This is a genomic window from Serratia sp. TSA_7 (assembly GCF_052692135.1).
Genome location: NZ_JBQZFU010000003.1, coordinates 286,777 through 310,964 on the forward strand (window position 1 = coordinate 286,777; position 24,188 = coordinate 310,964).

The 24,188-nt window shown below is 56.6% G+C and carries 24 protein-coding genes and 3 tRNA genes; 19 read left to right on the forward strand and 8 right to left on the reverse strand.

Annotated features, from left to right (window positions below; genetic code table 11):
- The first annotated feature begins 25 nt into the window (after positions 1-25).
- Positions 26-1,255, forward strand: a complete 1,230-nt coding sequence (gene fucP / locus ACUTQW_RS13690; protein WP_006323480.1) for an L-fucose:H+ symporter permease — start codon at positions 26-28, stop codon at positions 1,253-1,255.
- A 45-nt stretch (positions 1,256-1,300) separates the two neighbouring features.
- On the opposite strand, the gene ACUTQW_RS13695 is transcribed toward fucP, so the two are convergent.
- Positions 1,301-2,494 (reverse strand): MFS transporter, encoded by a 1,194-nt coding sequence (locus tag ACUTQW_RS13695; RefSeq protein WP_020438411.1) that lies wholly within the window; start codon positions 2,492-2,494, stop codon positions 1,301-1,303.
- Between the two features lie 131 nt (positions 2,495-2,625).
- Here ACUTQW_RS13695 and ACUTQW_RS13700 point away from each other — a divergent pair, with 131 nt between their 5' ends.
- A complete protein-coding gene (locus ACUTQW_RS13700) occupies positions 2,626-3,537 on the forward strand; it encodes a LysR family transcriptional regulator (RefSeq protein ID WP_041417526.1) in 912 nt (303 codons plus the stop codon).
- Between the two features lie 20 nt (positions 3,538-3,557).
- Here the strand turns inward: ACUTQW_RS13700 and ACUTQW_RS13705 are convergent, their stop codons facing one another.
- Entirely contained in the window at positions 3,558-4,748 is a 1,191-nt protein-coding gene (locus tag ACUTQW_RS13705) for an MFS transporter (protein ID WP_020438413.1), read from the reverse strand.
- 123 nt (positions 4,749-4,871) lie between these two features.
- Between ACUTQW_RS13705 and ACUTQW_RS13710 the strand changes: the two genes are divergently transcribed.
- Positions 4,872-5,483 (forward strand): TetR/AcrR family transcriptional regulator, encoded by a 612-nt coding sequence (locus tag ACUTQW_RS13710; protein WP_004949897.1) that lies wholly within the window; start codon positions 4,872-4,874, stop codon positions 5,481-5,483.
- A 50-nt stretch (positions 5,484-5,533) separates the two neighbouring features.
- Here the strand turns inward: ACUTQW_RS13710 and ACUTQW_RS13715 are convergent, their stop codons facing one another.
- Positions 5,534-6,610 carry a GGDEF domain-containing protein gene (locus ACUTQW_RS13715; protein ID WP_020438414.1) on the reverse strand — a complete coding sequence of 359 codons (1,077 nt, stop codon included), beginning with the start codon at positions 6,608-6,610 and terminating at the stop codon, positions 5,534-5,536.
- 262 nt (positions 6,611-6,872) lie between these two features.
- Here ACUTQW_RS13715 and ACUTQW_RS13720 point away from each other — a divergent pair, with 262 nt between their 5' ends.
- On the forward strand, positions 6,873-7,157 hold the full coding sequence (locus ACUTQW_RS13720; RefSeq protein ID WP_004949902.1) for a DUF1435 domain-containing protein: 285 nt from the start codon (positions 6,873-6,875) through the stop codon (positions 7,155-7,157).
- Between the two features lie 86 nt (positions 7,158-7,243).
- On the opposite strand, the gene ACUTQW_RS13725 is transcribed toward ACUTQW_RS13720, so the two are convergent.
- The 4 genes from ACUTQW_RS13725 to ACUTQW_RS13740 form a co-directional block, all read right to left on the reverse strand.
- Positions 7,244-7,330 (reverse strand) — tRNA-Leu (locus ACUTQW_RS13725).
- Positions 7,331-7,374: 44 nt separating this feature from the next.
- Positions 7,375-7,461: transfer RNA gene (locus tag ACUTQW_RS13730), tRNA-Leu, on the reverse strand.
- Positions 7,462-7,497: 36 nt separating this feature from the next.
- Positions 7,498-7,584, reverse strand: a tRNA-Leu gene (locus ACUTQW_RS13735).
- 72 nt (positions 7,585-7,656) lie between these two features.
- Positions 7,657-8,601 carry a LysR family transcriptional regulator gene (locus ACUTQW_RS13740; RefSeq protein WP_006323485.1) on the reverse strand — a complete coding sequence of 315 codons (945 nt, stop codon included), beginning with the start codon at positions 8,599-8,601 and terminating at the stop codon, positions 7,657-7,659.
- A 131-nt stretch (positions 8,602-8,732) separates the two neighbouring features.
- On the opposite strand from ACUTQW_RS13740, the gene ACUTQW_RS13745 reads away from it, so the two are divergent.
- The gene (locus ACUTQW_RS13745; RefSeq protein WP_006323486.1) at positions 8,733-9,725 is read left to right on the forward strand and encodes an aldo/keto reductase; all 993 of its coding nucleotides are present in this window, start codon (positions 8,733-8,735) and stop codon (positions 9,723-9,725) included.
- Between the two features lie 57 nt (positions 9,726-9,782).
- On the opposite strand, the gene rsmC is transcribed toward ACUTQW_RS13745, so the two are convergent.
- Positions 9,783-10,826 carry a 16S rRNA (guanine(1207)-N(2))-methyltransferase RsmC gene (rsmC, locus tag ACUTQW_RS13750; protein WP_004949908.1) on the reverse strand — a complete coding sequence of 348 codons (1,044 nt, stop codon included), beginning with the start codon at positions 10,824-10,826 and terminating at the stop codon, positions 9,783-9,785.
- Positions 10,827-10,982: 156 nt separating this feature from the next.
- Between rsmC and ACUTQW_RS13755 the strand changes: the two genes are divergently transcribed.
- The 14 genes from ACUTQW_RS13755 (at position 10,983) to deoB (ending at position 24,181) form a co-directional block, all read left to right on the forward strand.
- Entirely contained in the window at positions 10,983-11,420 is a 438-nt protein-coding gene (locus ACUTQW_RS13755) for a DNA polymerase III subunit psi (protein ID WP_006323488.1), read from the forward strand.
- Entirely contained in the window at positions 11,365-11,808 is a 444-nt protein-coding gene (gene rimI, locus ACUTQW_RS13760) for a ribosomal protein S18-alanine N-acetyltransferase (RefSeq protein ID WP_020438415.1), read from the forward strand. The genes ACUTQW_RS13755 and rimI overlap by 56 nt, the downstream gene beginning before the upstream one ends.
- 162 nt (positions 11,809-11,970) lie before the next feature.
- Complete coding sequence (locus ACUTQW_RS13765) at positions 11,971-12,276, forward strand: helix-turn-helix domain-containing protein (RefSeq protein WP_006323491.1); 306 nt, start codon at positions 11,971-11,973, stop codon at positions 12,274-12,276.
- Between the two features lie 3 nt (positions 12,277-12,279).
- Positions 12,280-13,542, forward strand: coding sequence for a type II toxin-antitoxin system HipA family toxin (locus tag ACUTQW_RS13770; RefSeq protein WP_006323492.1), 1,263 nt, complete (start codon positions 12,280-12,282; stop codon positions 13,540-13,542).
- A gap of 165 nt (positions 13,543-13,707) precedes the next feature.
- Positions 13,708-15,297, forward strand: a complete 1,590-nt coding sequence (gene prfC / locus ACUTQW_RS13775; RefSeq protein ID WP_006323493.1) for a peptide chain release factor 3 — start codon at positions 13,708-13,710, stop codon at positions 15,295-15,297.
- Positions 15,298-15,830: 533 nt separating this feature from the next.
- A complete protein-coding gene (gene osmY, locus ACUTQW_RS13780; protein WP_004949915.1) occupies positions 15,831-16,445 on the forward strand; it encodes a molecular chaperone OsmY in 615 nt (204 codons plus the stop codon).
- Positions 16,446-16,558: 113 nt separating this feature from the next.
- A complete protein-coding gene (locus ACUTQW_RS13785) occupies positions 16,559-16,720 on the forward strand; it encodes a DUF1328 domain-containing protein (RefSeq protein WP_004949916.1) in 162 nt (53 codons plus the stop codon).
- 56 nt (positions 16,721-16,776) lie between these two features.
- Positions 16,777-16,962, forward strand: a complete 186-nt coding sequence (locus ACUTQW_RS13790) for a CsbD family protein (protein WP_020438417.1) — start codon at positions 16,777-16,779, stop codon at positions 16,960-16,962.
- Positions 16,963-16,972: 10 nt separating this feature from the next.
- Positions 16,973-18,094, forward strand: coding sequence for a patatin-like phospholipase family protein (locus ACUTQW_RS13795; RefSeq protein ID WP_006323494.1), 1,122 nt, complete (start codon positions 16,973-16,975; stop codon positions 18,092-18,094).
- The gene (locus tag ACUTQW_RS13800) at positions 18,091-18,867 is read left to right on the forward strand and encodes a TatD family hydrolase (protein WP_166728562.1); all 777 of its coding nucleotides are present in this window, start codon (positions 18,091-18,093) and stop codon (positions 18,865-18,867) included. The genes ACUTQW_RS13795 and ACUTQW_RS13800 overlap by 4 nt, the downstream gene beginning before the upstream one ends.
- Before the next feature lie 209 nt (positions 18,868-19,076).
- Entirely contained in the window at positions 19,077-20,342 is a 1,266-nt protein-coding gene (locus tag ACUTQW_RS13805; protein WP_170865754.1) for a NupC/NupG family nucleoside CNT transporter, read from the forward strand.
- A gap of 373 nt (positions 20,343-20,715) precedes the next feature.
- On the forward strand, positions 20,716-21,495 hold the full coding sequence (gene deoC / locus ACUTQW_RS13810; RefSeq protein ID WP_004949923.1) for a deoxyribose-phosphate aldolase: 780 nt from the start codon (positions 20,716-20,718) through the stop codon (positions 21,493-21,495).
- A 69-nt stretch (positions 21,496-21,564) separates the two neighbouring features.
- Positions 21,565-22,887 carry a thymidine phosphorylase gene (gene deoA / locus ACUTQW_RS13815; RefSeq protein WP_006323498.1) on the forward strand — a complete coding sequence of 441 codons (1,323 nt, stop codon included), beginning with the start codon at positions 21,565-21,567 and terminating at the stop codon, positions 22,885-22,887.
- 70 nt (positions 22,888-22,957) lie between these two features.
- Entirely contained in the window at positions 22,958-24,181 is a 1,224-nt protein-coding gene (gene deoB, locus ACUTQW_RS13820; RefSeq protein ID WP_020438418.1) for a phosphopentomutase, read from the forward strand.
- Positions 24,182-24,188 lie beyond the last annotated feature (7 nt).

A 24,188-nucleotide genomic window follows, 5' to 3' on the forward strand; every position in this document is an offset into this window, starting at 1 on the left:
CACTACCCTACCCGAGGATATATCAATGCTTGCTGAAAAAAGTGCGGCCCCGCCACAACTGGGCGTCAAGGCGACCTCCAATTTACGCTGGGCCTTTATCCTGGTCACCAGCCTGTTCTTTATGTGGGGGCTGTCGTATGGCCTGTTGGACGTATTGAATAAACATTTTCAGGAAACCCTGCACGTGACCAAGGCGCAGTCGGGGTTATTGCAGGCGGCGTATTTCGGCGCTTATTTCCTGGTAGCGCTGCCCGCCGGCTATTTTATGGATAGGAAAGGTTACAAGGCCGGCATTCTGGTGGGGCTGTGCCTGTATGCGCTGGGGGCGCTGTTGTTTGTGCCGGCGGCCTCCGCCAATAGCTTCGGCGCCTTCCTGTTTGCGCTGTTTGTCATTGCCTGCGGCCTGGGTTGCCTGGAAACCGCGGCCAACCCTTACGCTACGGTGCTGGGCGATACGCAGGGCGCGGAACGGCGGCTCAACCTCGCCCAGTCTTTTAACGGCCTGGGACAGTTCATCGGGCCGATGATCGGCGGTACGCTGTTTTTCTCCGCAACCCAGGGGGCAAGCGGCGGTGACCAGAGCGCGGTGAAGGTGACTTATGTGGCGATCGCCGCGCTGGTGCTGCTGATTGCCTTGCTGTTCAGCCGCACCCGGCTGCCGGATATCCGTGAGGAAGAGCGGCCGGAACAGGGCGAAATCGCGCAAGGCTTGTGGCAGCACAAACACTTTGTCGGCGGGGTGATTACCCAGTTCTTCTACGTGGCGGCGCAGGTCGGCGTGGGGGCGTTCTTTATTAACTACGCCACCGAACACTGGAGCGACGTTTCCAACCAGAGCGCTTCCTACCTGCTCTCCATCGCCATGATTTGTTTTATGATCGGGCGCTTCTTCAGCACCTGGCTGATGGGCAGAGTGAAACCCGCTACGTTGCTGATGCTTTACTCGCTGATCAATATTCTGCTGTGCGGCGTGGTGATGCTCAGTATCGACGGGATCTCGGTGGTGGCGCTGATTGGCGTGTTCTTCTTTATGTCGATCATGTTCCCGACCATTTTCGCCCTGGGGGTGAAAAATATGGGTAAACACACCAAGCGCGCCAGTTCCTTTATGATCATGGCGATCGTCGGCGGCGCCATCATGCCTTACTTTATGGGGGCGCTGGCGGACAGGTACAGTACGGCGCTGTCGTACCTGCTGCCGTTGCTGTGCTTTGCCGTGGTGTTTGTCTACGGCATGCAGCAGCGCCGCCGCTAGACCCACGGCCCGCCGGCTCGGGCAGCGGCGGGCCGCAGGTTGCCATCAGGGTGTAGGTTCAGCCCTGATTTTTACCCTCGCGATAACCAGCAATGCCAGACCTGTGGCGGCGCCGGCCATCAGGGCGTTGGTTACCAGACCATATTTATCGACAAGTTGCCCTCCTGTTACGGCGCCGAGAGAAATACCGATATTAAAGGTGGCGATATAGAGAGAGGTGGCGACCTCGATTGACCGGGGGGCTGCGATCATCATCCAGGTCATCAACGATACGGAAACCCCGCCATAGGCAAGCCCCCACAGCAGGGTAATAAGACCGCCGCTTACGGCGGTTGCTCCCCACCAGGAAAACAGGATGACGGCGGCAGTTAGCCCGAGGGCGATCAGCGCCAGCGTCGGGCGAAGGTGTTTTGCCGCTGTGCTGCCGGCAAGAAAATTTCCGGCAATGCCGGCGAGGCCGTAGGCGAACAGCAGCGGGCCAATCCAGTTGTCGTCAAAATGGGATACCGTCTGCAACAGCGGTCGAATGAAGGTGAAAGCCATGAAATGGCCGGCGACCAACATGGCTGTGACCAGGAGCCCCGCAAGTAGCTTTGGGTTTGCCAGTTGTTCGGCGAATTGCCCTAAAGTGACAGCCTGTTCCGCAGGCACCGATGGGAACGATCTGATGAGCAAGATTAGCGCCAGCAGAGCTAAAAGGGCCATCGCCAGAAAGGCGGTACGCCAGCCGAATGCATCACCTATAAGTGCCCCTAAGGGCACGCCCAATACCGAAGCGGCTGCGACGCCGCCAAAAATTATCGATATTGCCAGCCCTATGGAAGCTTGCGGGACCAACCGCCCCGCAATGCCCCCGGCAATGGCCCAAATTCCGCCCATGCAGAAACCGACGACGACGCGGGCGGCCAACAGCCCGTTCATGCTGGCTGCCGTGGCCGAAGCAATATTAGCCGCAATCAGCAACACCAGAAGCCAGCGGAGGATCGTCCTGCGGTTAATCCCTCCGGAGGCGAGAACAACCAGTGGAGCAAAAAAGGCGGCCAGTAGGGCCGGCAATGAAATCATCAGGCCCGCCCTGCCAACCGTGGCGTTTAGCGTATCCGCAATGGGATTCAACAGGCCGACGGGTAACATTTCGGTGGTGACGACGGAAAATGTGGCGAGCCCGATTGAAAATACCGCCAACCAGGGGCCTGGGACGCTTGCCGGTTGCCCGGCGGCCTGGTGAGATGTGCTCATTAAATGTCCTCGTTTACTGGGTTTGATAGGGGGGCATGGGTGGATAGAACACAGTGTATACGCGCACTATCGGGTGATAAACTGGCCTTAATGAGCAACATTGGGGACAAAACGTGGCTAATTTACTGGCGATGCCGCTTGATAACCTGTCCGATCTGCTGGTGTTTGTGCGGGTCGCTGATGCGCGTAGTTTTACTCTGGCGGCCGAGAGGCTCGGCATATCCCGCTCGTCGGCGGGGAAAAGCGTCAATCGGCTGGAAGAGCGGTTGGCCACCCGGCTTCTGCACCGGACGACGCGCAGCGTGAGCCTGACCGAAGAAGGTCTGGTGTTTTATGAACATGCGCTGCGGATTCTGGCGGAGGTCGACGAAGCGGAAACGGCGATAAACCAGCGGCATCAAACTCCCAGGGGACGCTTGCGTATCGATCTTCCCGTCGCCTTTGGCCGTTTGCATATTTTACCGATTTTGAGGGATTTCCTGCTCCAATGGCCGGAAGTGGATGTAGAGGTGACGTTCTCTGATGACTACAGCGATCTGGTGCGCGAGGGGATCGATTTGGCTATCCGCATTGGCGGTAACGATGACAGCCGGCTGGTGCGTAAAGTCCTCGCACCGCACCGGCTGATAACCTGTGCTTCACCGCGCTATTTGGATAACCATGGCGTGCCTCAGACGCCGGACGATCTGATTGATCACCATCGGTTGGTGTTCTCGCACCAGGGAATGCCGGTTCCCTGGCGCTATCAGGTAAATGGACAACATCGCGACGAACCTGTCGGCGGAAGAATGCGTTTCAACAACACCGAGGCACTGCGGGATTCGGCACTTGCAGGTTTGGGGTTGTGCCAACTCGGCGCTTTTCTGGTTGGTGAACAACTCTCGGCCGGCACGCTTGTGCCGGTACTGGAGAAATATTGCCGGGCTGAAGCGCCCATATGCGCCGTTTATCCCACCCGGCGCTATCTGTCGCCTAAAGTGAAACGATTCGTGGGGGCGATAGAAAGCCGATGGGGCGGCAAGGCCATTTGGGAACTGGCCTGACGCCAGCCGGCCATTTCCCGTCAGGCCGCATGCACGGATTTTTGCAGCAGACGGTAACCGCCGACGGCGACCAGCAATACCACCAGGCCGGCAGATATCGTAATGATGAACCCCGCTTTTACCCCGGCCTCATCGACAACCCATCCCGCCAGAGCGGCGCCGAGCGCTACGCCAATCCCCAGCCCGGTAATCATCCAGGTTAACCCTTCCGTTAACCGGGAGGGCGGAACGATATTTTCAACCAACCCCATCGCAATGATCATGGTCGGGGCAAAGAACAGGCCTGCGACAAATACCGTGGCCGCCAGCGTGAAAATATCCTCAACCAGCAGCAAGGGTAATGCGGTCATCGCCGTGGCCAGAGCGGCGTATAAAAACAGGCGGGGCAGGGAAACCGGGATTTTCATGGCACCGAAAACCAACCCGGCCAGGCAAGACCCGATGGCGTAAACCGACAGCACCAGGCTGGCTGCGGCAGGTTGCCCAAGCTGTTCGGCAAAGGCGACGCTGATGACGTCGACGGTACCGACAATGGTGCCCAACGCGACTAACGCCAGCACCAGTATCTGCATCGGCACCTGCTTGATGACGGAACCGCGAGCCGCGCCGTCGTCCGAATAAACCGGCGGTTCGGAGCCGGTTTGCCAGACAAAGGCCGTGACGCCCATCGTCAGTAAAATGGCGGCGGCCAATGGCCCCGCCTCTGGAAAGATCGCTACGCTGAGGCCAACTGAAATGGGGGGGCCGATAATAAAACAGACTTCATCGAGCACGGACTCAAACGAAAATGCGGTGTGCAAGCGGGGTGTGCCACGCAAGATCTCAGTCCAGCGGGCTCTGACCATGGCCGGCATGCTGGGCATGCCGCCGGACACCGCCGCAAAGACGAACAGCGTCCAGTCGGGCGCCTGATAATGCGTACACAGCAGCAATGACAGCACGCCGGCTACGCTGACCGCGGTGACGCAGGGCAGCACGCGGCGCTGCCCCAGGCGATCAACCGCGCGTGAGATATGCGGCGCCAGCAGCGCCATGGAAAACGCAAAGGTCGCCGCTACGGCTCCGGCCAGCCAATAAGACCCCCGCAATTGTGCGAGCATGGTGATGATGCCGATCCCGAGCATGGAGAGGGGCATGCGTGCGATAAGCCCGGCAAGGGAAAATGCTTTGGTGCCCGGTACGCTGAAAAGCTCGAGGTAAGGGTTGGCCATAAAAACTCCAGAGTATTGATGGGTATATTTGGCCTCATTGACATACGAGGCGTATGTAAACCTAATTGACATACGCTACGTATGTCAATTATAACGTCATGACCCTAAGCCCGGAGCGTCAAAATGGCACGTAAAGCACGAACGGAAATGATTGAAGAAACGCGCAAAAAGCTGGTTGCGACCGCGCGTCAGCAATTTGGCCGCGTTGGGTATGCCGACACGGTGATGGATGAGCTTACGGCGCAAGCCGGCATGACGCGCGGCGCGTTGTATCACCACTTTGGCGATAAAAAAGGGCTGTTTCTTGCCGTGGCGCAGGAAATCGATGCAGAAATGGACGCGCGCCTGGCCGATATTTCCGCCCATGCACCGGATAACTGGAGTGCATTCAAAGGGCGCTGCCGGGCCTATCTTGAAATGACGATGGAGCCGGAAGTGCAGCGTATTTTGCTGCGCGATTCGCCGTCAGTACTTGGCGCGGAGTATTTGCAGGCCGGCAAGTTGCAATGCGTTGCATCGATGACCCGCATGTTGAAGACGTTGATGGAAGAAAAACATATTGCGCCGACTTCGCCCGAAGTGCTGGCGCATCTGATTAATGGCGGCTTGATGGACGCGGCTTTTTGGATCGCCAATCGCCCTGAGGACAAGCAAGCGCTGGCGCAGGCACTGGATGGGGTGGAACTGCTGCTGAACGGGTTGAAACCTTTGCGCACTCCGACGACGAGCGCATGAGGTTTCTCGCTTCCCCCCGCAAGTGATTACGGGGGGCTGCGGTCAGCTTGTCATGGGGTCACCGCGGTCTGTACGTTTTCCGCCAGTTGGATATTGTTGCGGCCGTTGTTTTTAGCCAGATACAGCGCCGCATCGGCCGCGCGGATCGCCGAGGCCACGTCAAGCTTGTCCAGCATGGCGATACCGGCGCTGAGCGTGACGTTGGTCATCTCTAACTGGTTAAAGCGGTGGGGGATTTTCAATTCCTGCACGCGCCGGCGCACTCTTTCAGCCAGTTGCGCGGCATAATCTTCTCTGACGTTGGTCAGCAGCACCAGAAACTCTTCCCCGCCGTAGCGCACCACAATATCGCGCGAACGTACCGAGTCGCGGATGGCGATAGCCACTTGCACCAGCGCCTGATCGCCCATGGTGTGGCCATAGTTATCGTTATAGGCTTTGAAGTGGTCAATATCGAGCAACAGAACAAAATGGCGACCCGATTGGGACTCCGGCAACATATTGATCTTGTTCTCCAAGCCACGCCGATTATAAAGGCCGGTTAACGGATCTATCATGCTTAAATTACTGAACCTGTCTCGTTCGTTATACAGGTTAGCCACCAGCGTTTGGGTAAAGGCTTCGCTGCGCTTGAGCATGAGGTGATGGATTGAGAAAGCGATAATGGGCAACACAGTAGTGAATACTATCCGTACGGTATTGTGCATACCGTCCAGTAAAAGAATGACCAGCGCAGAAGGGACGGCATGCAGACAAAAAGCGATAAAATTATCGGTTAAGGCGATGGCGCTGATAAAGAACATACTGAACAGGCTAAGTAATAAGAAGCCTTGGTTATTCGGCGCATAATACTGACTTTTAATGTAAATATGCGCCGCCCACAGCAGGCCAATAACACAGGAAAAAAGATTAAGCTTTTTGACGAATTGCTGCATGGATTGCAGGGTAAATAATAATGCAACCAGACAAAATAGCGGTATGGCTAATAAAGGTAGGGTAAATGCGGGTTTACCCTGAAACGGAACCAATATTGTAAATATAGAAGAGGCCGCGTTCATCAACAAAAACAAAAACAATGATAAGCGGTGCTTGCTAGTCAGCAGTTCCTGATAAGAACGCGCGTTCATACGGAGTTCACTCTTTACAATATCGATCTGTCGAAAAATTAAGGTTAGAAATATTCTTTCAGCGTGAATTAAACACCTGTATTACATGGTTTTTAATTGTAATTATTAGCACGCTACGGCGACTAAGAATTTTCTTATCGCAAACTATCATTTTTTCACCGTTCTGTCATCCGCGTTTGGCCGCAGCGGTGAAAATGATGCGCGTTGAAAAAAAGTGTTATATGATATTGGTTATCATTATCACTTAAAGGGTAGGGTTATCATGATTGCAGCCATGATTACCGCATGTGGTTTGTGGGGCGTTAGCTGGTGCCTGGGCAACCGCCTGGCCAGCGCCTGGGGCGTTCTGCTGCCCTGCGCCTTGATGCCGTTACTGGCGTTGATAGACCTGGATATGATGCAACTGCGCACGCTAATCGTGATCGCCATGTTAGCGACGTTGGTTATGCTGTTTAACAGCCGCTGGCGTCATTATTTGCTGCTGCCTTCCTGCATGGCGCTGGCCGGTGGATTGGCGGCGGTCAGCCTGAATTTCAGCTTCGGTTAAAAACGCAAAAAGCCGCTTGAGCGGAGAGTCTTTGGTGCTATTTTTTGGGGGACTTCAGAGGAATCGCGGGAGGGGAACTCATCAATTGGTGCGAAGAGAGGGACTTGAACCCTCACGTCCGTAAGGACACTAACACCTGAAGCTAGCGCGTCTACCAATTCCGCCACCTTCGCACAGTCGATGTTGTTACTTTCAGATTTATATTACGGCGCCAGCTTGGTGCGAAGAGAGGGACTTGAACCCTCACGTCCGTAAGAACACTAACACCTGAAGCTAGCGCGTCTACCAATTCCGCCACCTTCGCATCGATGCTGCGTGCAATATAAATCATGTGGTTATTTGGTGCGAAGAGAGGGACTTGAACCCTCACGTCCGTAAGGACACTAACACCTGAAGCTAGCGCGTCTACCAATTCCGCCACCTTCGCATACCAGAAACATTACCGGAGTAACGTTACCACGGAGGCGAATTCTAGAGATTTTGGCGGGTACGTCAATAGTTATTTCCCCTGTTTGCGGGCGTTTGCTGGAAAAACAGCCATATCGCTGCTTTTAGGGTTTTCAAACAGCCCAATCAGCCAGTCAATCAATACTCTGACCCGTGGCGCGAGAAATCGGCCGGGCGGATACATGATGTAAATCGGCATCGGCGGCGGTGGCGTTTCCGCCAGCACTTCCACCAACTCCCCGTTTTCCAGCCACGGCGCCAACGAATAGTGCGCCGCCTGTATCAACCCCATGCCGGCGCGACAGCCGCTGGTGTAAGCATCGGCGCCGCTGACGCTCAGCCTGGCGGGCAGTTCGCGCCGTTCCACTTTCCCGTTGCGGCAAAATTCCAGCGGGTAATCACGGTTGTTGGCGAGGGAAAAATACCCCACCGCGCGGTGTTGCCGCAGGTCGTCGATGGACTGCGGAACGCCGAACGCCGCCAGGTAACCGGGAGAGGCGCAGGTTAACTGCGGCAGCATGGCGATGCGTCGCGCCACCAGGCTGTCGTCTTCGGTTTCCCAGGCGCGCAGCACGCAGTCCACGCCTTCGCGCAGCAGATCCACGTGAGTGTCATTGGCGCCTAACGCCAGCGTAATGTCCGGATAGCGACGATAAAAATCGTCCAGCGCCGGGATAACGATTTCACGCGCCAGCGAATGCGGCATATCGATGCGCACCTTGCCGGAAGGTTGCAGCTTATGGCGGCTGAACAGCGTATCCGCTTCTTCCAGCGCGCCCAGCAGCTGTACGCAACGCTGATAATAGAGCGTGCCTTCGCTGGTCACCTGCACCTGACGGGTGGTGCGGATCAGCAGCCGTACGCCGAGGCGCTGCTCCAGCCGTTTCAGCACGTTGCTGACCGTGGCGCGCGGCAGTTGCAAACGCTCGGCCGCCCGGCTGAAACTGCCCAGCTCGACGATACGGGTGAAAATACGCATGGCCTGAACCTGATCCATTTTACCGTCCGTGATTGTTGGCGATTTTTGAACAGTGATGAGTAATCTGCATTATTTATCTTTGCAGGGTAAACAACCAGACTTTGTTGCGACACCACTCCGGTTTAAAAAAACAGCAAGAGGGCAGCACAATGCAACAGCGCACATTAGGGTTTAACGGGCCGACCGTTTCCGCTCTGGGTTTGGGATGCATGGGAATGAGTGACTTTTATTCGACTGATTCCGATGAAAAAGAAGCCATTGCCACTTTGCATCGGGCACTGGAGCTGGGGGTCACCCTGCTGGATACCGCCGATATGTACGGGCCGCATACCAATGAGCAACTGATAGGCAAAGCGATCAAGGGCAAACGGGATCAGGTCTTTTTGGCCACCAAGTTCGGCATTCTACGCGATCCGACCGATCCCAGCGCCCGGGGCGTCAGCAGCCGGCCGGAATATATTCGCCGCTCGGTGGAGGGCAGCCTGCAGCGGCTTGGGGTGGACGTGATCGATCTTTACTACCAGCACCGCGTGGATCCTGAAGTGCCGATTGAAGAGGTGGTGGGCACCATGGCGGACCTGATTGGCGAAGGTAAAATTCGTTATATCGGGATGAGCGAGGCTTCGGTCGCCACGCTGGAGCGTGCGCACAAGGTGCACCCGATTACCGCGTTGCAAACCGAATATTCGCTGTGGACGCGCGACGCCGAGCAGGGAACGTTGGCGGCCTGTTCGCGGCTGGGCATCGGCTTTGTGCCTTATAGCCCGCTGGGACGCGGTTTCCTGACCGGGGCGATCCAGCGGCCGGAGGATCTGGACGCCGACGATTTCCGCCGCAGTAATCCGCGCTTCCAGGGCGAGAACTTTGCCCGCAATCTGGCGCTGGTGGAAAAGGTCGCTGAGCTGGCGAACCGTAAAGGCGTCGCACCGTCACAGCTGGCGCTGGCCTGGGTATTGGCGCAGGGCGAACACATTGTGCCGATCCCGGGCACCAAGCGTCGCCGTTATCTGGAGGAGAATATCGCGGCGGCTGAGCTGACGCTGAGCGAGGCTGAACTGGCGGCGATTGAGGCGGTGTTCCCGTTCCAGGCGGCGGCGGGCCCGCGCTATGGCGCCGAGTCGATGACCTACATCAACGGCTAAAAAAAAGCGCAGCGTGAAAACGCTGCGCTCTTGGTCATGATATTCGGCGGGTAACCGTTACTTCTTTTTCTTCGCATCGCGCGGCGCGCGGGCGACGGTGGCTTGATACACCTTGAAGCGGCCGTTTTGCGCCAGCACTTCGTGGCTGCCGAAGGTGGCGTCCAGAATGTCCGGGTACGGCAGGAAGGCGTTGGCCACGATGCGCAGACGGCCGCCTATCGGCAGGTGTTTCAACGCACCGCGGATCAGGGTTTCGGCTGCGGTCAGGCTGGTTTGCAGGCCATCGTGGAACGGCGGGTTGGAGATGATCATGTCGAAACGGCCGGTAATGTCGGAATAGACGTTACTGACGATCACTTCGCCCTCGATACCGTTGGCGGCCAGCGTAGCGCGGCTGGATTCCACCGCGGCGGCGTTGACGTCGCTGAGCGTCAGCTTCACCTTAGGCGACAGCTTAGACAGCACCGAGGCCATGACGCCGGCGCCACAGCCCAGATCCAACACTTTGCCCTTCATGTGTTTTTCCAGCGTCGACAGCAGCAGTGAGCTGCCTACGTCCAACCCATCGCGGCTGAACACGCCCGGCAGGGTTTTCACTTCCAGATCGTGCAGCGGGTAGCTTTCCCACCAGTCGTCCAAATCAAATTCTGTTTGGGTATCCAGGCGACCGTGATACAGGCCACAGCGACGGGCGCTGTCGATTTTTACCAAGGTGGCGTAGTCTTCCATTATCTGTTCCGCACTGCGCACGCCGCTGCGGTTCTCGCCGACCACGAACACTTCTGCGCCTACCGGCAGCAACGCCAGAATGTTGCACAGCTGGAACTGCGCTTCCTGTTTGCTCTTCGGCCAGTAGTAGATCAGCGTATCGCATTCGGCGACAAACTCGGCATCTACGGTCAGACCGAACTGCACGTTGTCACCCATCGCCCGGTTCAGTAACTGCCAGTGATGGTATTGCTGGGTATGGACACGTACATCCGCGGCTTCGAATTGGGCCGGCAGGCTATCCTGCAGGTCACCGGCGAACAGAACGCGGCGTTCAATAAACTCATCACTGTGGCGCAGCATGACTTCACTGGCGGGGGTTAATGCAGACATCGGTTTTTTGCTCCTGGAAATTAAGCTGGGGATTATAGAGCTTTGTGGCGATATGTTCGACGGGTTTGTTGGCGCAGGCCGCGCGGGTTTGTTAGCATAGCGCGGCGCATGGCAGGCATGGCGCACCACAACGGGTAGCTCCTGACAGGAATCGGCATGGCATCAAAACGCGACTGGCTGTTACAACAACTGGGTATTACGCAGTGGACATTGCGCCGCCCGGGCGTGTTGCAGGGCGAAGTAGCGGTCAGCCTGCCGCCCGATGTGCGTTTACTGGTGGTGGCGCAGCCACTGCCTGAGCATAACGATCCGCTGTTTTGCGACGTGTTGCGCAGCCTGGGGCTGACCCCGGCGCAAACCTATGGCCTGACGCCGGACCAGGTAGCGATGCTGCCTGAGGATACCGAATGCAACAGTTGGCGGCTGGGCGTCGCGGAGCCGCTCGCGGTGGCCGGCGCACAACTACACAGCCCGGCACTGGCCGAGCTTTCCCTCGACGCGAGTGCCAAGCGCGCACTCTGGCAGCAGATTTGTCATCATGAACAGTATTTCTACCCTGACGGCGGCCGATCTGGCCACGGCATTCAAGATTGAGCAGGCCAGCCACGCCTTTCCCTGGACGCAAGCCACTTTTGCCGGCAATCAGGGCGATCGTTACCTTAACCTGAAACTGAGTGCCGAAGGGCAGATGGCGGGCTTCGCCATTACCCAGATCGTGCTCGACGAAGCGACGTTGTTCAATATTGCGATTCATCCCGACTGGCAGCGTCGCGGTTTCGGCCGTTCACTGCTGGAAGCGCTGATTGCGCAGTTGGAAGCCCGCGGCGTCGTCACGCTGTGGCTTGAAGTGCGCGCCTCTAACCGTGCGGCCATTGCGCTGTACGAAGACCTCGGTTTTAACGAAGTGACTCTCCGCCGTAATTACTACCCGAGCGCCAACGGGCGTGAAGATGCGATAGTGATGGCGTTGCCGCTGGCCTGATCTCGAACAAAAAACAGCTTATTTATTGTTCTGTTGTTTATTTACAACTAATGGGTTGTTTTTAGGTGTGGGTACAGCAAATAAGTTGTTTTTGTTTGATGTAACAACTAATGTGTTGTTTATTGCGGTAGGTACAATCAATAAGTTGTTTTGAGGTGAAAGATGCGGAAATCATCAGAGATAGCAAAATTTTTGAAAGAGAAACGCACTGAGCTGGGCTGGAACCAAAAAGACTTTTTGATGAAAATCGGTATGACCCAACAGCAATACCAGCGTATTGAATCCGGCAGTGATATGCGAGTGAGCACCCTGCTACGCATATTGGCGGCGATGGATTTGGAATACCTTATCGTGCCGAAAAACGATGTGCGCGATGTGGAGCGCTTGCTGCAAAAAGAAGCGGACAAGGTTTCTGCAGCCGATGAATTGCAGAGCTTCGAAAAAAAACTGAAAGATCTCGAGGACTAGCTGATGAATGGGCAACGGCAGGTTGAATCGGTACAGGCATTGGCACTGATGCTGCACCAGGTGCGCATTGGTGTGTTGGCGCATTATAGCGGTGGCAAGAATATCCTGACCTTTGATCCGCAATATCTTGCTTTGCCGGAGGCCAGTCGTCCGTTGTTCACCCTAAGACAGCGGGCCCACCCGGGTTATCTTGAACAGGTTTTGATGTCATCACAGCGTCTTCCTCCCGTTTTATCCAATTTACTGCCTGAAGGGGCATTGCGTAGCTGGTTGGCCCAATCTCTGAAAACGCATGTTGATGAAGAGTTTCCTTTGATGGCCTGGGCCGGCGCCAACCTGCCGGGGGCGCTTGAGGCACGAGCGCTTGCCGCTAATGAGATCCCCGATTGGGCATTAACCTCTCGCGGCGAGCTGGAAGCGGTGCAAATCGACGTCGGGCTGGATACGCAGAAATTTTCTCTGGCAGGCGTGCAGATGAAGTTTTCCTCGCTGCGTAAAGATGGGCGCTTCAACATTTCTTCTCAGGTGGGGGCTGATAGCTGGATTATTAAAACGCCATCGCCGGTGCATCGTAACGTGCCTGAAAATGAATATACGGCGATGCGATTGGCGCAAGCTATCGGTGTGGATATTCCTGATATTGAGTTGGTTGCTTTGGGGCAACTGGATAACTTACCGGATATTCGCCTGGCTGATGAGCCTTATGCTTACGCCATTCGTCGTTTTGATCGTAGCGAAAGCGGGCGTGTGCATACGGAAGATTTTGCCCAAATATTTGAACTCTATGCACACGATAAATATCGTGGAAAAAACTATGATCAAATAGCGGCATATCTTTATGACTGGGGCAGTGCCCCCTTGGCCGATGTACAACAGATGGCCCGCCGCTTATTGGCCAATATTTTGTTGGCGAATGGTGATGCCCATGTAAAAAACTGGTCCATGATCTACCCCAACCAAACCGGTGTTCGGCTTTCTCCCGCTTATGACATTGTTACTACACGGGTTTATATCCCGGGTGAATCAGAAGTGGCGCTGAATATGGCGAGAGAAAAGCGTTGGGCAATGATTTCCATGCAGACTTTTGAGCGTTGGGCGGAGCGCGTCGGCATTCCCTGGCCGGCTATTCGGGTGCATTTATTGGATGCCATCGACAAGGCACGCACCTTATGGCCAGGTTTGTTGGAAAACTTACCCATGGTGGCAGAGCACCAATCCGTATTACGGCAGCACTGGGCTTCGCTCTCATCCGACTTCCGTTTGTAATGACAAACAAGGTTATTCCCCCGCCGGGAAAAGCATTGATTGTCACCGGTTGACAAATCAGCGAAAATGCCCGGCTATTATCTTTTATTTACCGCTTTGCCTGGCGCCGTGCGCGGCGCGTTCTGATGATGTCGCAGGGCGGACTAACCGTAGAATCTGAAAAACATGTCTCCTAGTGAATTTGCCCGCGAAGTCTCGAAAAGAAGAACTTTCGCCATCATCTCGCACCCCGATGCCGGTAAAACCACCATTACCGAAAAGGTATTGCTGTTCGGACAGGCTATCCAGACCGCCGGTACGGTAAAAGGCCGCGGCTCGAACCAGCATGCCAAATCCGACTGGATGGAGATGGAAAAGCAGCGCGGTATCTCGATCACCACCTCGGTGATGCAGTTTCCGTACCGCGAATGTCTGGTTAACCTGCTGGACACCCCGGGGCACGAAGACTTCTCCGAAGATACTTACCGTACCCTGACCGCCGTGGACTGCTGTCTGATGGTGATTGACGCCGCGAAAGGCGTTGAGGATCGTACCCGCAAGCTGATGGAAGTTACCCGTCTGCGCGACACGCCGATCCTGACCTTTATGAACAAATTGGACCGTGATATCCGCGATCCGATGGAAGTGATGGATGAGGTTGAGCGTGAGCTGAAAATCGCTTGCTCGCCAATCACCTGGCCTATCGGCTGCGGCAAGCTGTTTAAAGGGGTTTATCATCTGTACAAGGATGAAACCTACCTGTACCAGAGCGGCAAAGGCCACACCATTCAGGAAGTGCGCATCGTCAAAGGGTTGGACAACCCGGAACTGGACGCTGCGGTAGGCGAAGATCTGGCCGCGCAGTTGCGTGAAGAGCTGGAGCTGGTGAAGGGGGCCTCCCACGAGTTCGATCACGACGCTTTCATGAGCGGTGATTTGACGCCGGTATTCTTCGGTACCGCTTTGGGCAACTTCGGTGTGGACCACATGCTCGACGGCCTGGTGGCCTGGGCTCCGGCGCCGATGTCGCGTAAAAGCAGCACCCGTGAAGTGGTGGCGGCGGAAGATAAATTCACCGGCTTCGTGTTCAAGATCCAGGCCAACATGGACCCTAAACACCGTGACCGCGTGGCCTTTATGCGTGTGGTTTCCGGCCGCTACGAGAAAGGCATGAAGCTGCGTCAGGTGCGCACCGGTAAAGACGTGGTGATCTCCGACGCCCTGACCTTTATGGCGGGTGACCGTTCGCACGTGGAAGAAGCCTATCCGGGCGATATCATTGGTTTGCACAACCACGGCACCATTCAGATCGGCGATACCTTCACTCAGGGTGAAGACATGAAGTTCACCGGTATTCCGAACTTCGCGCCGGAGCTGTTCCGCCGCATTCGTCTGCGCGATCCGCTGAAGCAAAAGCAGCTGTTGAAAGGCCTGGTGCAATTGTCCGAAGAAGGGGCGGTGCAGGTGTTCCGACCGATAGCCAACAACGATCTGATCGTTGGCGCGGTCGGTGTGCTGCAGTTCGAGGTGGTCGTCGCGCGCTTGAAAAGCGAATACAACGTGGAAGCCTTGTACGAGTCGGTCAACGTCTCGACTGCCCGTTGGGTTGAATGCAGTGACGTGAAAAAATTCGAAGAGTTCAAGCGCAAGTGTGAGCTTAACCTGGCGTTGGACGGCGGCGACAATCTGTCGTACATCGCGCCAACCATGGTTAACCTGAATATCACGCAGGAACGCTACCCGGAAGTGGTGTTCCGCAAAACGCGCGAACATTGATAGAACGACAGGGCGCCTTAGGGCGCCCTGTGTGATGTTGCCCGACCCTACTTCTGCTAATTAATAAATCCCCCTAATAATTTCTCTTTCCCCCCGCTGCCGCCAGGATTTCATCGGTATTCCCTACGTTTTTCGCCCTATAGTCTATATTTAACAGGGGAGGGCGTATCCGATAAGCGTAATTCACTGCTTTTTACTTTTTAGGTAGAGAGTTATTCGGTGTTGTTGCCAATTGGAGACAGCTCGATCTGTTAAAGATCAGTGAGATAGCTAAAGTGTTGTTTTTACAGGTTGTCATTGTCGCTGATTGGCGACATATTTTAGGTTAAACAATGAGCTATTTTTTGTTTATAATTGATTTTTAACGATATTTTAAGGTTGGCACAGGTGTTGCAATAATCCTTGTGTAACAGCAATCGTTTTAGCGTGAACGTTTGATCGTATAGAAGTCGTGAAGTATTTACTGAGTGGGCCGCATCATGGCGGCTGAAGGATCCGCAATCATTTGGATCCGCAACCAAAGGAAGAGATCGATGAAAAATACCAAATTTGCACAATCACTGATGGCTGTTGTTTTGGGTTCCGTACTGGTTAGTGGCAGCGCGCTGGCTGAAGATACGCTGCTCAATAAAGCGTCAAGTGCCGCCGACAGCGCGGGTGCCAAAATCGATAGCTCCATGAAAAAAGTCGACGGCTACATGGATGACAGCGCAACAACGGCTAAAGTTAAAAGTGCGCTGGTCGACGATAAAACGATCAAAAGCACTGACATCTCCGTGAAAACGGAAAAAGGCACCGTGACCCTGAGCGGTTTTGTCGGCAGCCAGGCGCAGGCCGAGCACGCGGTTGAAGTGGCCGGCAAAGTAGAAGGCGTCAAATCCGTCAGCGACAAGCTGCACGTGAAAGATGAAGCCAAACAGTCGGTGAAGGCTTACGCCGGCGACACCGCAACCACCAGCGAACTGAAAGCCAAACTGCTGGCTGATGACATCGTGCCTTCGCGCAACGTGAAAGTAGAGACCACCGACGGTGTGGTGCAGCTTTCCGGCGAAGTGAAAACCCAGGCGCAGGCTGAACGCGCAGAAAGTATCGCCAAGGCTATCGACGGCGTGAAAAGCGTCAAGAACGACCTGGTCGTGAAGCCTTAATTGAAGCAACGGTAGAACCAAGCTCTACAGGTAGGGGTTCAGCATGCTGAACCCATTGATTCTTTGGGTCATCACGGGCGCAACCTATTGCGCCCCTACGTAAGGAGAGGCTTATGTTTCGTTGGGGCATTATCTTTTTAGTCATTGCATTGATTGCTGCGGCGTTAGGTTTCGGCACGCTGGCGGGCACCGCCGCGTGGGCTGCAAAAATCGTCTTCGTCGTGGGGATTATCCTGTTCCTGGTCAGCCTGTTTACCGGCCGCCGGCGTCTTTAGTTTTTCTCAAAGTGTAACAAAGCTTCATTCCTTTTCTTGCAGTAGGGAGGTGCGTCATGAACAGCGACATCATCCTCGGACGCTGGAAACAGCTGAAGGGTCAGGTATGTCAGACCGTGGCGGAATGGTCCGGTAGTGACTGCATTTGGCTGATGGGAAGCAATGACTGCCTCTCTGGCGTACTGCAAGAGGATTACGGAAGAGAGCAAGACGAGGTATCCTCGGAAAAAACGTCTCACTGAGGATACAGGGTTGGGATACAGAATACCCATCACGCTCGGCAATATAGAACCGCTGGCGTATAAACCGTACCGGCCCGGTAAAATGGCGTTGGTATGTGAAGGGGGCGGGCAGCGCGGCATCTTTACCGCCGGCGTGCTGGACGAGTTTCAGCGTGCCCGCTTTAACCCTTTTGAGCTGATGATCGGCACTTCTGCCGGCGCGCAGAATCTCTCGGCCTTTATTTGCGGCCAGATGGGCTATGCACGGCGGGTCATCACCCGCTACACCACCACCGCTGACTTCTTTAATCCGCTGCGCTTTGTGCGCGGCGGGCATCTGATTGACCTCGACTGGCTGATCGACACGACTTCGCAGCAATTGCCGCTGGCGATGGACGTGGCGGAAAAGCACCTGGTCGATGGCCGTGAATTCCTGATGTGCGCCTGCCGCAGCGATGACTTCGAACCGACTTACCTGCCGGCGCTGCGCGCCAGTTGGCTGCCGGCGATCAAAGCCTCCAGCGCCATCCCCGGCTTTTACCGCATGGGCGTAGAGTTGGACGGCGTCAGCTATCAGGACGGCGGCATCAGCGACGCTATCCCGGTCGAAGAGGCCTACCGCCGCGGTGCCGATACCATTGTGGTGATCCGCACCGTGCCTTCTCAGATGTATTACACGCCGCAGTGGATGAAGCGCATGGAGCACTGGCTGAGCGAAAGTAGCCTGCAGCAGATGGTGCGCATCCTGCAACACCATGAGCAAAGCTATCACCGCATCCAGCAGTTTATTGAGAAACCGCCGGGCAAGCTGCGCATCTTTGAGATTTTCCCGCCCAAACCGCTGGCCAGCAATGCGTTGGGCAGTCGCTTGACGTCGCTGAATCAGGATTATCATCTGGGCCGCCGCTGCGGGCGCTATTTTCTGGCGACCGTCGGCCATTGGCTGATGCAACAAGAAGAACGGGACGGCGTCAAAGTGAAAAAGGCGCTGTCGCGGCGTCTGCTCCAGCCGGAAAATGTCAGAATGCCATCGCCGATCATTACCGATGTCAATCATCCGCATGGCCTTGCCGCGCAACCGGAGGCCAACCTGGCCGCACCGAAAATTATCCTGCCGGGCGACGTGCCGCCAGGTGAAGGAGGCGCGCTGTGAGTCACGATTTTACCGACACCCACTGCCATTTCGATTTTCCGCCCTTCAGCGGCCATGAGCGCGAGAGCCTGGCCCTGGCGGAACAGGCGGGGGTGCAGCGAATTATCGTGCCGACGGTAACCGCCGATCGTTTTGCGCGGGTGTTGAAGCTGGCGCGCGAGCATCAGCCGCTGTATGCCGCGCTGGGGTTGCACCCGCTGTATATTGCCCAGCATCAGGAGCCGCAGCTTGAGCAGTTGGCCGGGTTCCTGGCCAGTCGGCCGCCGAAGCTGGTGGCGGTCGGGGAGATAGGCCTCGATCTGTACATGGAAAATCCGCAGTTTGAGCGGCAGCAGCGGCTGTTGATTGCCCAGTTGAAGCTGGCGAAACAGCATGATCTGCCGGTGATCCTGCATTCCCGCCGGACGCACGATCAGCTGGCCGCCGCGCTGCGCCGCGTGCCGTTGCCGCGCCGTGGCGTGGTCCACGGTTTTGCCGGCAGCCTGTCTCAGGCGCAGGCGTTTATTTGTCTGGGCTATTACATTGGCGTCGGCGGCACCATCAGCTATGAGCGAGCGCAGAAAACCCGCAGCGTGATGGCCCAGTTGCCGCTGACCTCCCTGTTGCTGGAAACCGATGCGCCGGATATGCCGCTTTCCGGTTACCAGGGGCAACCTAACCGCCCTGAACGTGCCGCAGAGGTGTTCCGGATATTGTGCCAACTGCGCCCGGAATCCCCTGATGACATTGCCGCCCACCTGCACCACAACACCCGCGTCCTGTTTCGCTTCTGAACGATAAATGAGTTAAAAAACGTGACATATGTCACGTTATAAGATTTTCATTTGCTTCCTGTTGTATATATTTGTGACATAAATCGGTGCGGGTGCTGCCCCGCTCCGTATAATCGCACCCCGAAATCACTCTTCAGCGGCCCTCTCGTTTCTACCGGGTAGGGATGCATTTCTTTTTCGCAACAGGGATACTTTGCATGCAACTCATCATGAGCCTGGTAGGAATGGCGGCACTGATCGCCATAGCCGTGCTGCTCTCCAGCAACCGTCGCGCCATCAAATTGCGCACCGTTGTCTGGGCATTCATCATTCAGGTGGCCATTGGCGCGTTGGTGCTGTACGTGCCGGTGGGCCGCAGCATTCTCGGCGGCATGTCGGCCGGCGTGGCTAACGTGATCGCCTACGGCAACCAGGGGATATCGTTTATCTTCGGCGGGCTGGTGTCCGACAAGATGTTCGAGGTGTTCGGTGGCGGCGGTTTCGTCTTCGCTCTGCGCGTGCTGCCGGTGATCGTGTTCTTCTCCTCGCTGATTGCCGTACTGTATTACCTGGGCATAATGCAATTGGTGATCCGTATATTGGGTGGCGGCTTGCACAAACTGCTGGGCACCTCACGCACCGAATCGCTGTCGGCGACCGCCAATATTTTCGTCGGCCAGACCGAAGCCCCGCTGGTGGTGCGTCCGTATATCGCCACCATGACCCAATCAGAACTTTTCGCCGTCATGTGCGGTGGCCTGGCCTCGGTGGCCGGTTCGGTGCTGGCCGGCTATGCCCAGATGGGCGTACCGTTGGAATACCTGATTGCCGCGTCCTTTATGGCTGCGCCGGGCGGGTTGCTGTTCGCCAAGCTGATGGTGCCGGAAACCGAACAAACCCACGATAAAGACGATGCGACGAAACTGATCGCCGAAGATGACCGCCCGGCCAACGTGATCGATGCGGCGGCGTCCGGCGCGGCATCCGGCATGCAGTTGGCGTTGAACGTCGGCGCCATGTTGCTGGCGTTTATCGCGCTGATCGCCTTGCTGAACGGCATTCTCGGCGGTATCGGCGGCTGGTTCGACTACCCGCAGCTGTCGCTGGAGCTGATGCTCGGTTGGGTCTTCTCGCCGATTGCCTTCCTGATTGGCGTACCCTGGCATGAGGCGATGACCGCCGGTTCATTTATCGGCCAGAAGATTATCGTCAACGAATTTGTCGCTTACATGAACTTCGGCGCCTATTTGCGCCCGGACGACGTGGTGGCGGCGGAAGGGTTGCAGGTGCTGTCGACGCATACCAAGGCGATCATCTCCTTTGCGCTGTGCGGCTTTGCCAACCTGTCATCGGTGGCGATCCTGCTCGGCGGGTTGGGCAGCATGGCGCCGAACCGTCGTCACGATATCGCGCGCTTCGGCCTGAAGGCGGTCGCGGCCGGCACGCTCTCCAACCTGATGAGCGCCACCATCGCCGGGTTCTTTTTGGCGCTGTAAGCCAGGCAAGGTTCCGCAATGGCGCGCCAAGCCCTATTGCGGGACACCGCCTATACTCTAAGACGGGCACGCGATGTCGTGCTCGTCGTCTGCATCCGTTTCTTTAGCGAATTTGTGAACGATATCGCGTTATTTTGTGACGTTCTTCACATATAATTCCGGCCTGTTACAGTGTTATTTCATATAGTGTGACTCTGAGCGCGAATTGCCCCGGGCGATCGTGTTCAAATAGCTATTACTGACCCTGCACGATATGCAGGGCCAAGTGCGGTGAGAAGGATCTCAGTTGCCGCCGTGGGAACCCGTTCCCCAGCGCTATCTTCAAGGAACCAAGTCCGCTCGCCAACACCCAGGTTCGCAGTTGGAGAGTTTTATGACCGAATTAACCGCAGCAGCGCAACGTGCGCTGGCCCTGATGGATTTAACCACGCTGAACGATGACGACACCGATGAGAAAGTGATCGCGCTGTGTCGTCAGGCCAACAGCCCGGCTGGCCATACGGCGGCCATCTGCATTTATCCGCGCTTTATTCCGGTGGCGCGCAAGACTCTGCGTGAGCAAGGGACGCCGGATATCCGCATCGCAACCGTCACCAACTTTCCGCATGGCAACGACGATATCGACATCGCGCTGGCGGAAACCCGTGCGGCTATCGCCTATGGCGCCGATGAAGTTGACGTGGTGTTCCCGTACCGCGCGTTGATCGCCGGTAACGAGCAGGTCGGTTTTGACCTGGTGAAGCAGTGCAAACAAGCCTGCCAGGCGGCCAATGTGCTGCTGAAAGTGATCATTGAAACCGGCGAGTTGAAGCAGGCACATCTGATCCGCAAGGCATCGGAAATTGCCATCGCCGCCGGTGCCGATTTTATCAAAACCTCTACCGGTAAAGTGCCGGTCAACGCCACGCTGGAAAGCGCAGAGCTGATGATGTCGGCGATCCGCGATCTGGGCGTCGCCAAAACGGTGGGGTTCAAGCCGGCCGGCGGCGTGCGCACGGCAGAAGATGCGCTGCATTATCTGCAACTTGCCGATCGTATTCTGGGTGAAGGCTGGGCCGATGCGCGTCATTTCCGTTTCGGCGCTTCCAGTCTGTTAGCCAGCCTGCTGACGACGCTGGGCCACAGCGCCGCCGCGCCTGGCAGCGGTTACTGATCGATAACGTCGGCAAGGCGCGATGCAGCGCCTGCCTGCACCCTACATTCGCTCAATCAGGGGGATGCTTTGTTCCTGGCACAAGAAATTATTCGTAAAAAACGTGACGGTCAGCCGTTGAACGAGGCGGAAATCCGCTTTTTCATCAATGGGATCCGTGACAATGTGGTTTCCGAAGGTCAGATCGCCGCGCTGGCGATGACCATTTATTTCCACGATATGACCATGCCGGAGCGCGTGGCGCTCACCATGGCGATGCGTGATTCCGGCACCGTGCTGGATTGGAAAAGCCTGTCGTTGAACGGGCCCTTGGTCGACAAGCACTCCACCGGCGGCGTGGGCGATGTCACTTCGCTGATGCTCGGCCCGATGGTGGCCGCCTGCGGCGGCTACGTGCCGATGATTTCCGGCCGCGGTCTGGGCCATACCGGCGGTACGCTGGACAAGCTGGAGGCGATCCCGGGTTTTAACATTTTCCCGGACGACAACGCCTTCCGCAAAATTATTCAGGACGTTGGCGTGGCGATTATCGGCCAGACCAGCTCGTTGGCACCGGCGGACAAGCGTTTCTACGCCACCCGCGACATCACCGCTACCGTGGATTCGATCCCGCTGATTACCGCTTCTATTCTGGCGAAGAAGCTGGCGGAAGGGCTGGACGCGCTGGTGATGGACGTTAAAGTCGGTTCAGGCGCCTTTATGCCGACCTATGCGCTGTCGGCCGATCTGGCGCAGGCGATCGTCGGCGTGGCCAACGGCGCAGGATGCAAAACGACTGCGCTGCTGACCGACATGAATCAGGTGCTGGCCTCCAGTGCCGGCAATGCGGTGGAAGTACGCGAAGCGGTGCGTTTCCTGACCGGCGAATACCGCAATCCGCGCCTGCTGGAAGTGACGATGGCGCTGTGCGTGGAAATGCTGCTTTCCGGCGGTCTGGCGAAAGATGACGCCGACGCGCGCGCCAAGCTGCAGGCGGTGTTGGACAATGGCAAAGCGGCAGAAGTGTTTGGCCGCATGGTAGCGGCGCAGCAGGGCCCGACCGATTTCGTCGAGCGCTACGACAGCTATCTGCCGGCCGCGACCCTGAGCAAGCCGGTTTACGCCGAAAAACAGGGCATTATCAGCGCGATGGACACCCGTGCGCTGGGCATGGCGGTGGTATCGCTGGGCGGCGGTCGTCGCCGCGCGACCGACAGTATCGATTACAGCGTCGGCCTGACCGGCATGGCGCGCCTGGGGGATAAAGTGGATACCCAGCAGCCGCTGGCGGTGATCCACGCCAACGACGAAGAGAGTTGGCAGCAGGCGGCCGAAGCGGTACGCAGCGCTATGGTGCTGAGCGACAAAGCGCCGGAAGAAACGCCAGTGGTGTATAAGCGCATCACGGAATAATTAACGAATCAGGAGCGGCAGCGGCCTTTTCGCTGTCGCCCACAGCGTGAGAACACGCAGGAGAGCACAGATGAAACGCACATTTATTATGGTTCTAGACTCATTCGGCATTGGCGCAAGCGAAGACGCCGAGCGTTTTGGCGACAAGGGTTCCGATACTCTGGGCCACATTGCCGAGGTTTGCGCGCGCGGTGAAGCCAACGTTGGCCGTCAGGGCCCGCTGACGCTGCCTAACCTGAGCCGTCTGGGGCTGGGGAAAGCGGCGGAAGAATCCACCGGCACCTTCCCGCAGGGGCTGGACAGCAATGCGGATATTATCGGTGCCTACGCGCATGCGAGCGAACTGTCTTCCGGTAAAGATACGCCGTCAGGCCACTGGGAAATCGCCGGCGTACCGGTCTTGTTCGATTGGGGTTATTTCAGCGACGAACACAACAGCTTCCCACAGGAACTGCTGGACAAGCTGGTCGAGCGCGCCAATCTGCCGGGTTACCTCGGTAACTGTCACTCCTCCGGCACCGTGATCCTCGATCAACTCGGCGAAGAGCACATGAAAACCGGCAAGCCGATTTTCTATACTTCTGCCGACTCGGTGTTCCAGATTGCCTGTCACGAAGAGACCTTCGGTCTGGACCGTCTGTATGAGCTGTGTGAAATCGCCCGTGAAGAATTGACCGAAGGCGGTTACAACATCGGCCGCGTGATCGCGCGCCCGTTCCTCGGCAACAAGCCGGGTGAGTTCCAGCGTACCGGCAACCGTCACGATTTGGCGGTAGAGCCGCCGGCGCCTACCGTGCTGAAAAAACTGGTGGACGAGAAGGGCGGCGAAGTGGTGTCGATCGGTAAAATCGCCGATATCTACGCTAACGTCGGCATCACCAAAAAGGTGAAAGCCACCGGCATCGACGCGCTGTTTGACGCGACCCTGATCGAAATGGAAAAAGCCGGTGACAACACCATCGTGTTCACCAACTTTGTTGATTTTGACTCCTCTTACGGCCACCGCCGCGACGTGGCGGGTTATGCCGCCGCGTTGGAGCTGTTCGACCGCCGCCTGCCGGAGCTGCTGAAATTGGTGAAAGACGAAGACATCATTATCTTCACCGCCGACCACGGCTGCGACCCGACCTGGCCGGGCACCGACCACACCCGTGAGCACATTCCGGTATTGGTTTACGGCCCGAAAGTGAAACCGGGCTCGCTGGGCCACCGTGAAACCTTTGCCGACATCGGCCAGACCGTTGCCAGCTACTTTGGCCTGTCGCCGATGGATTACGGTAAATCCATGTTCTAAGCCCCGT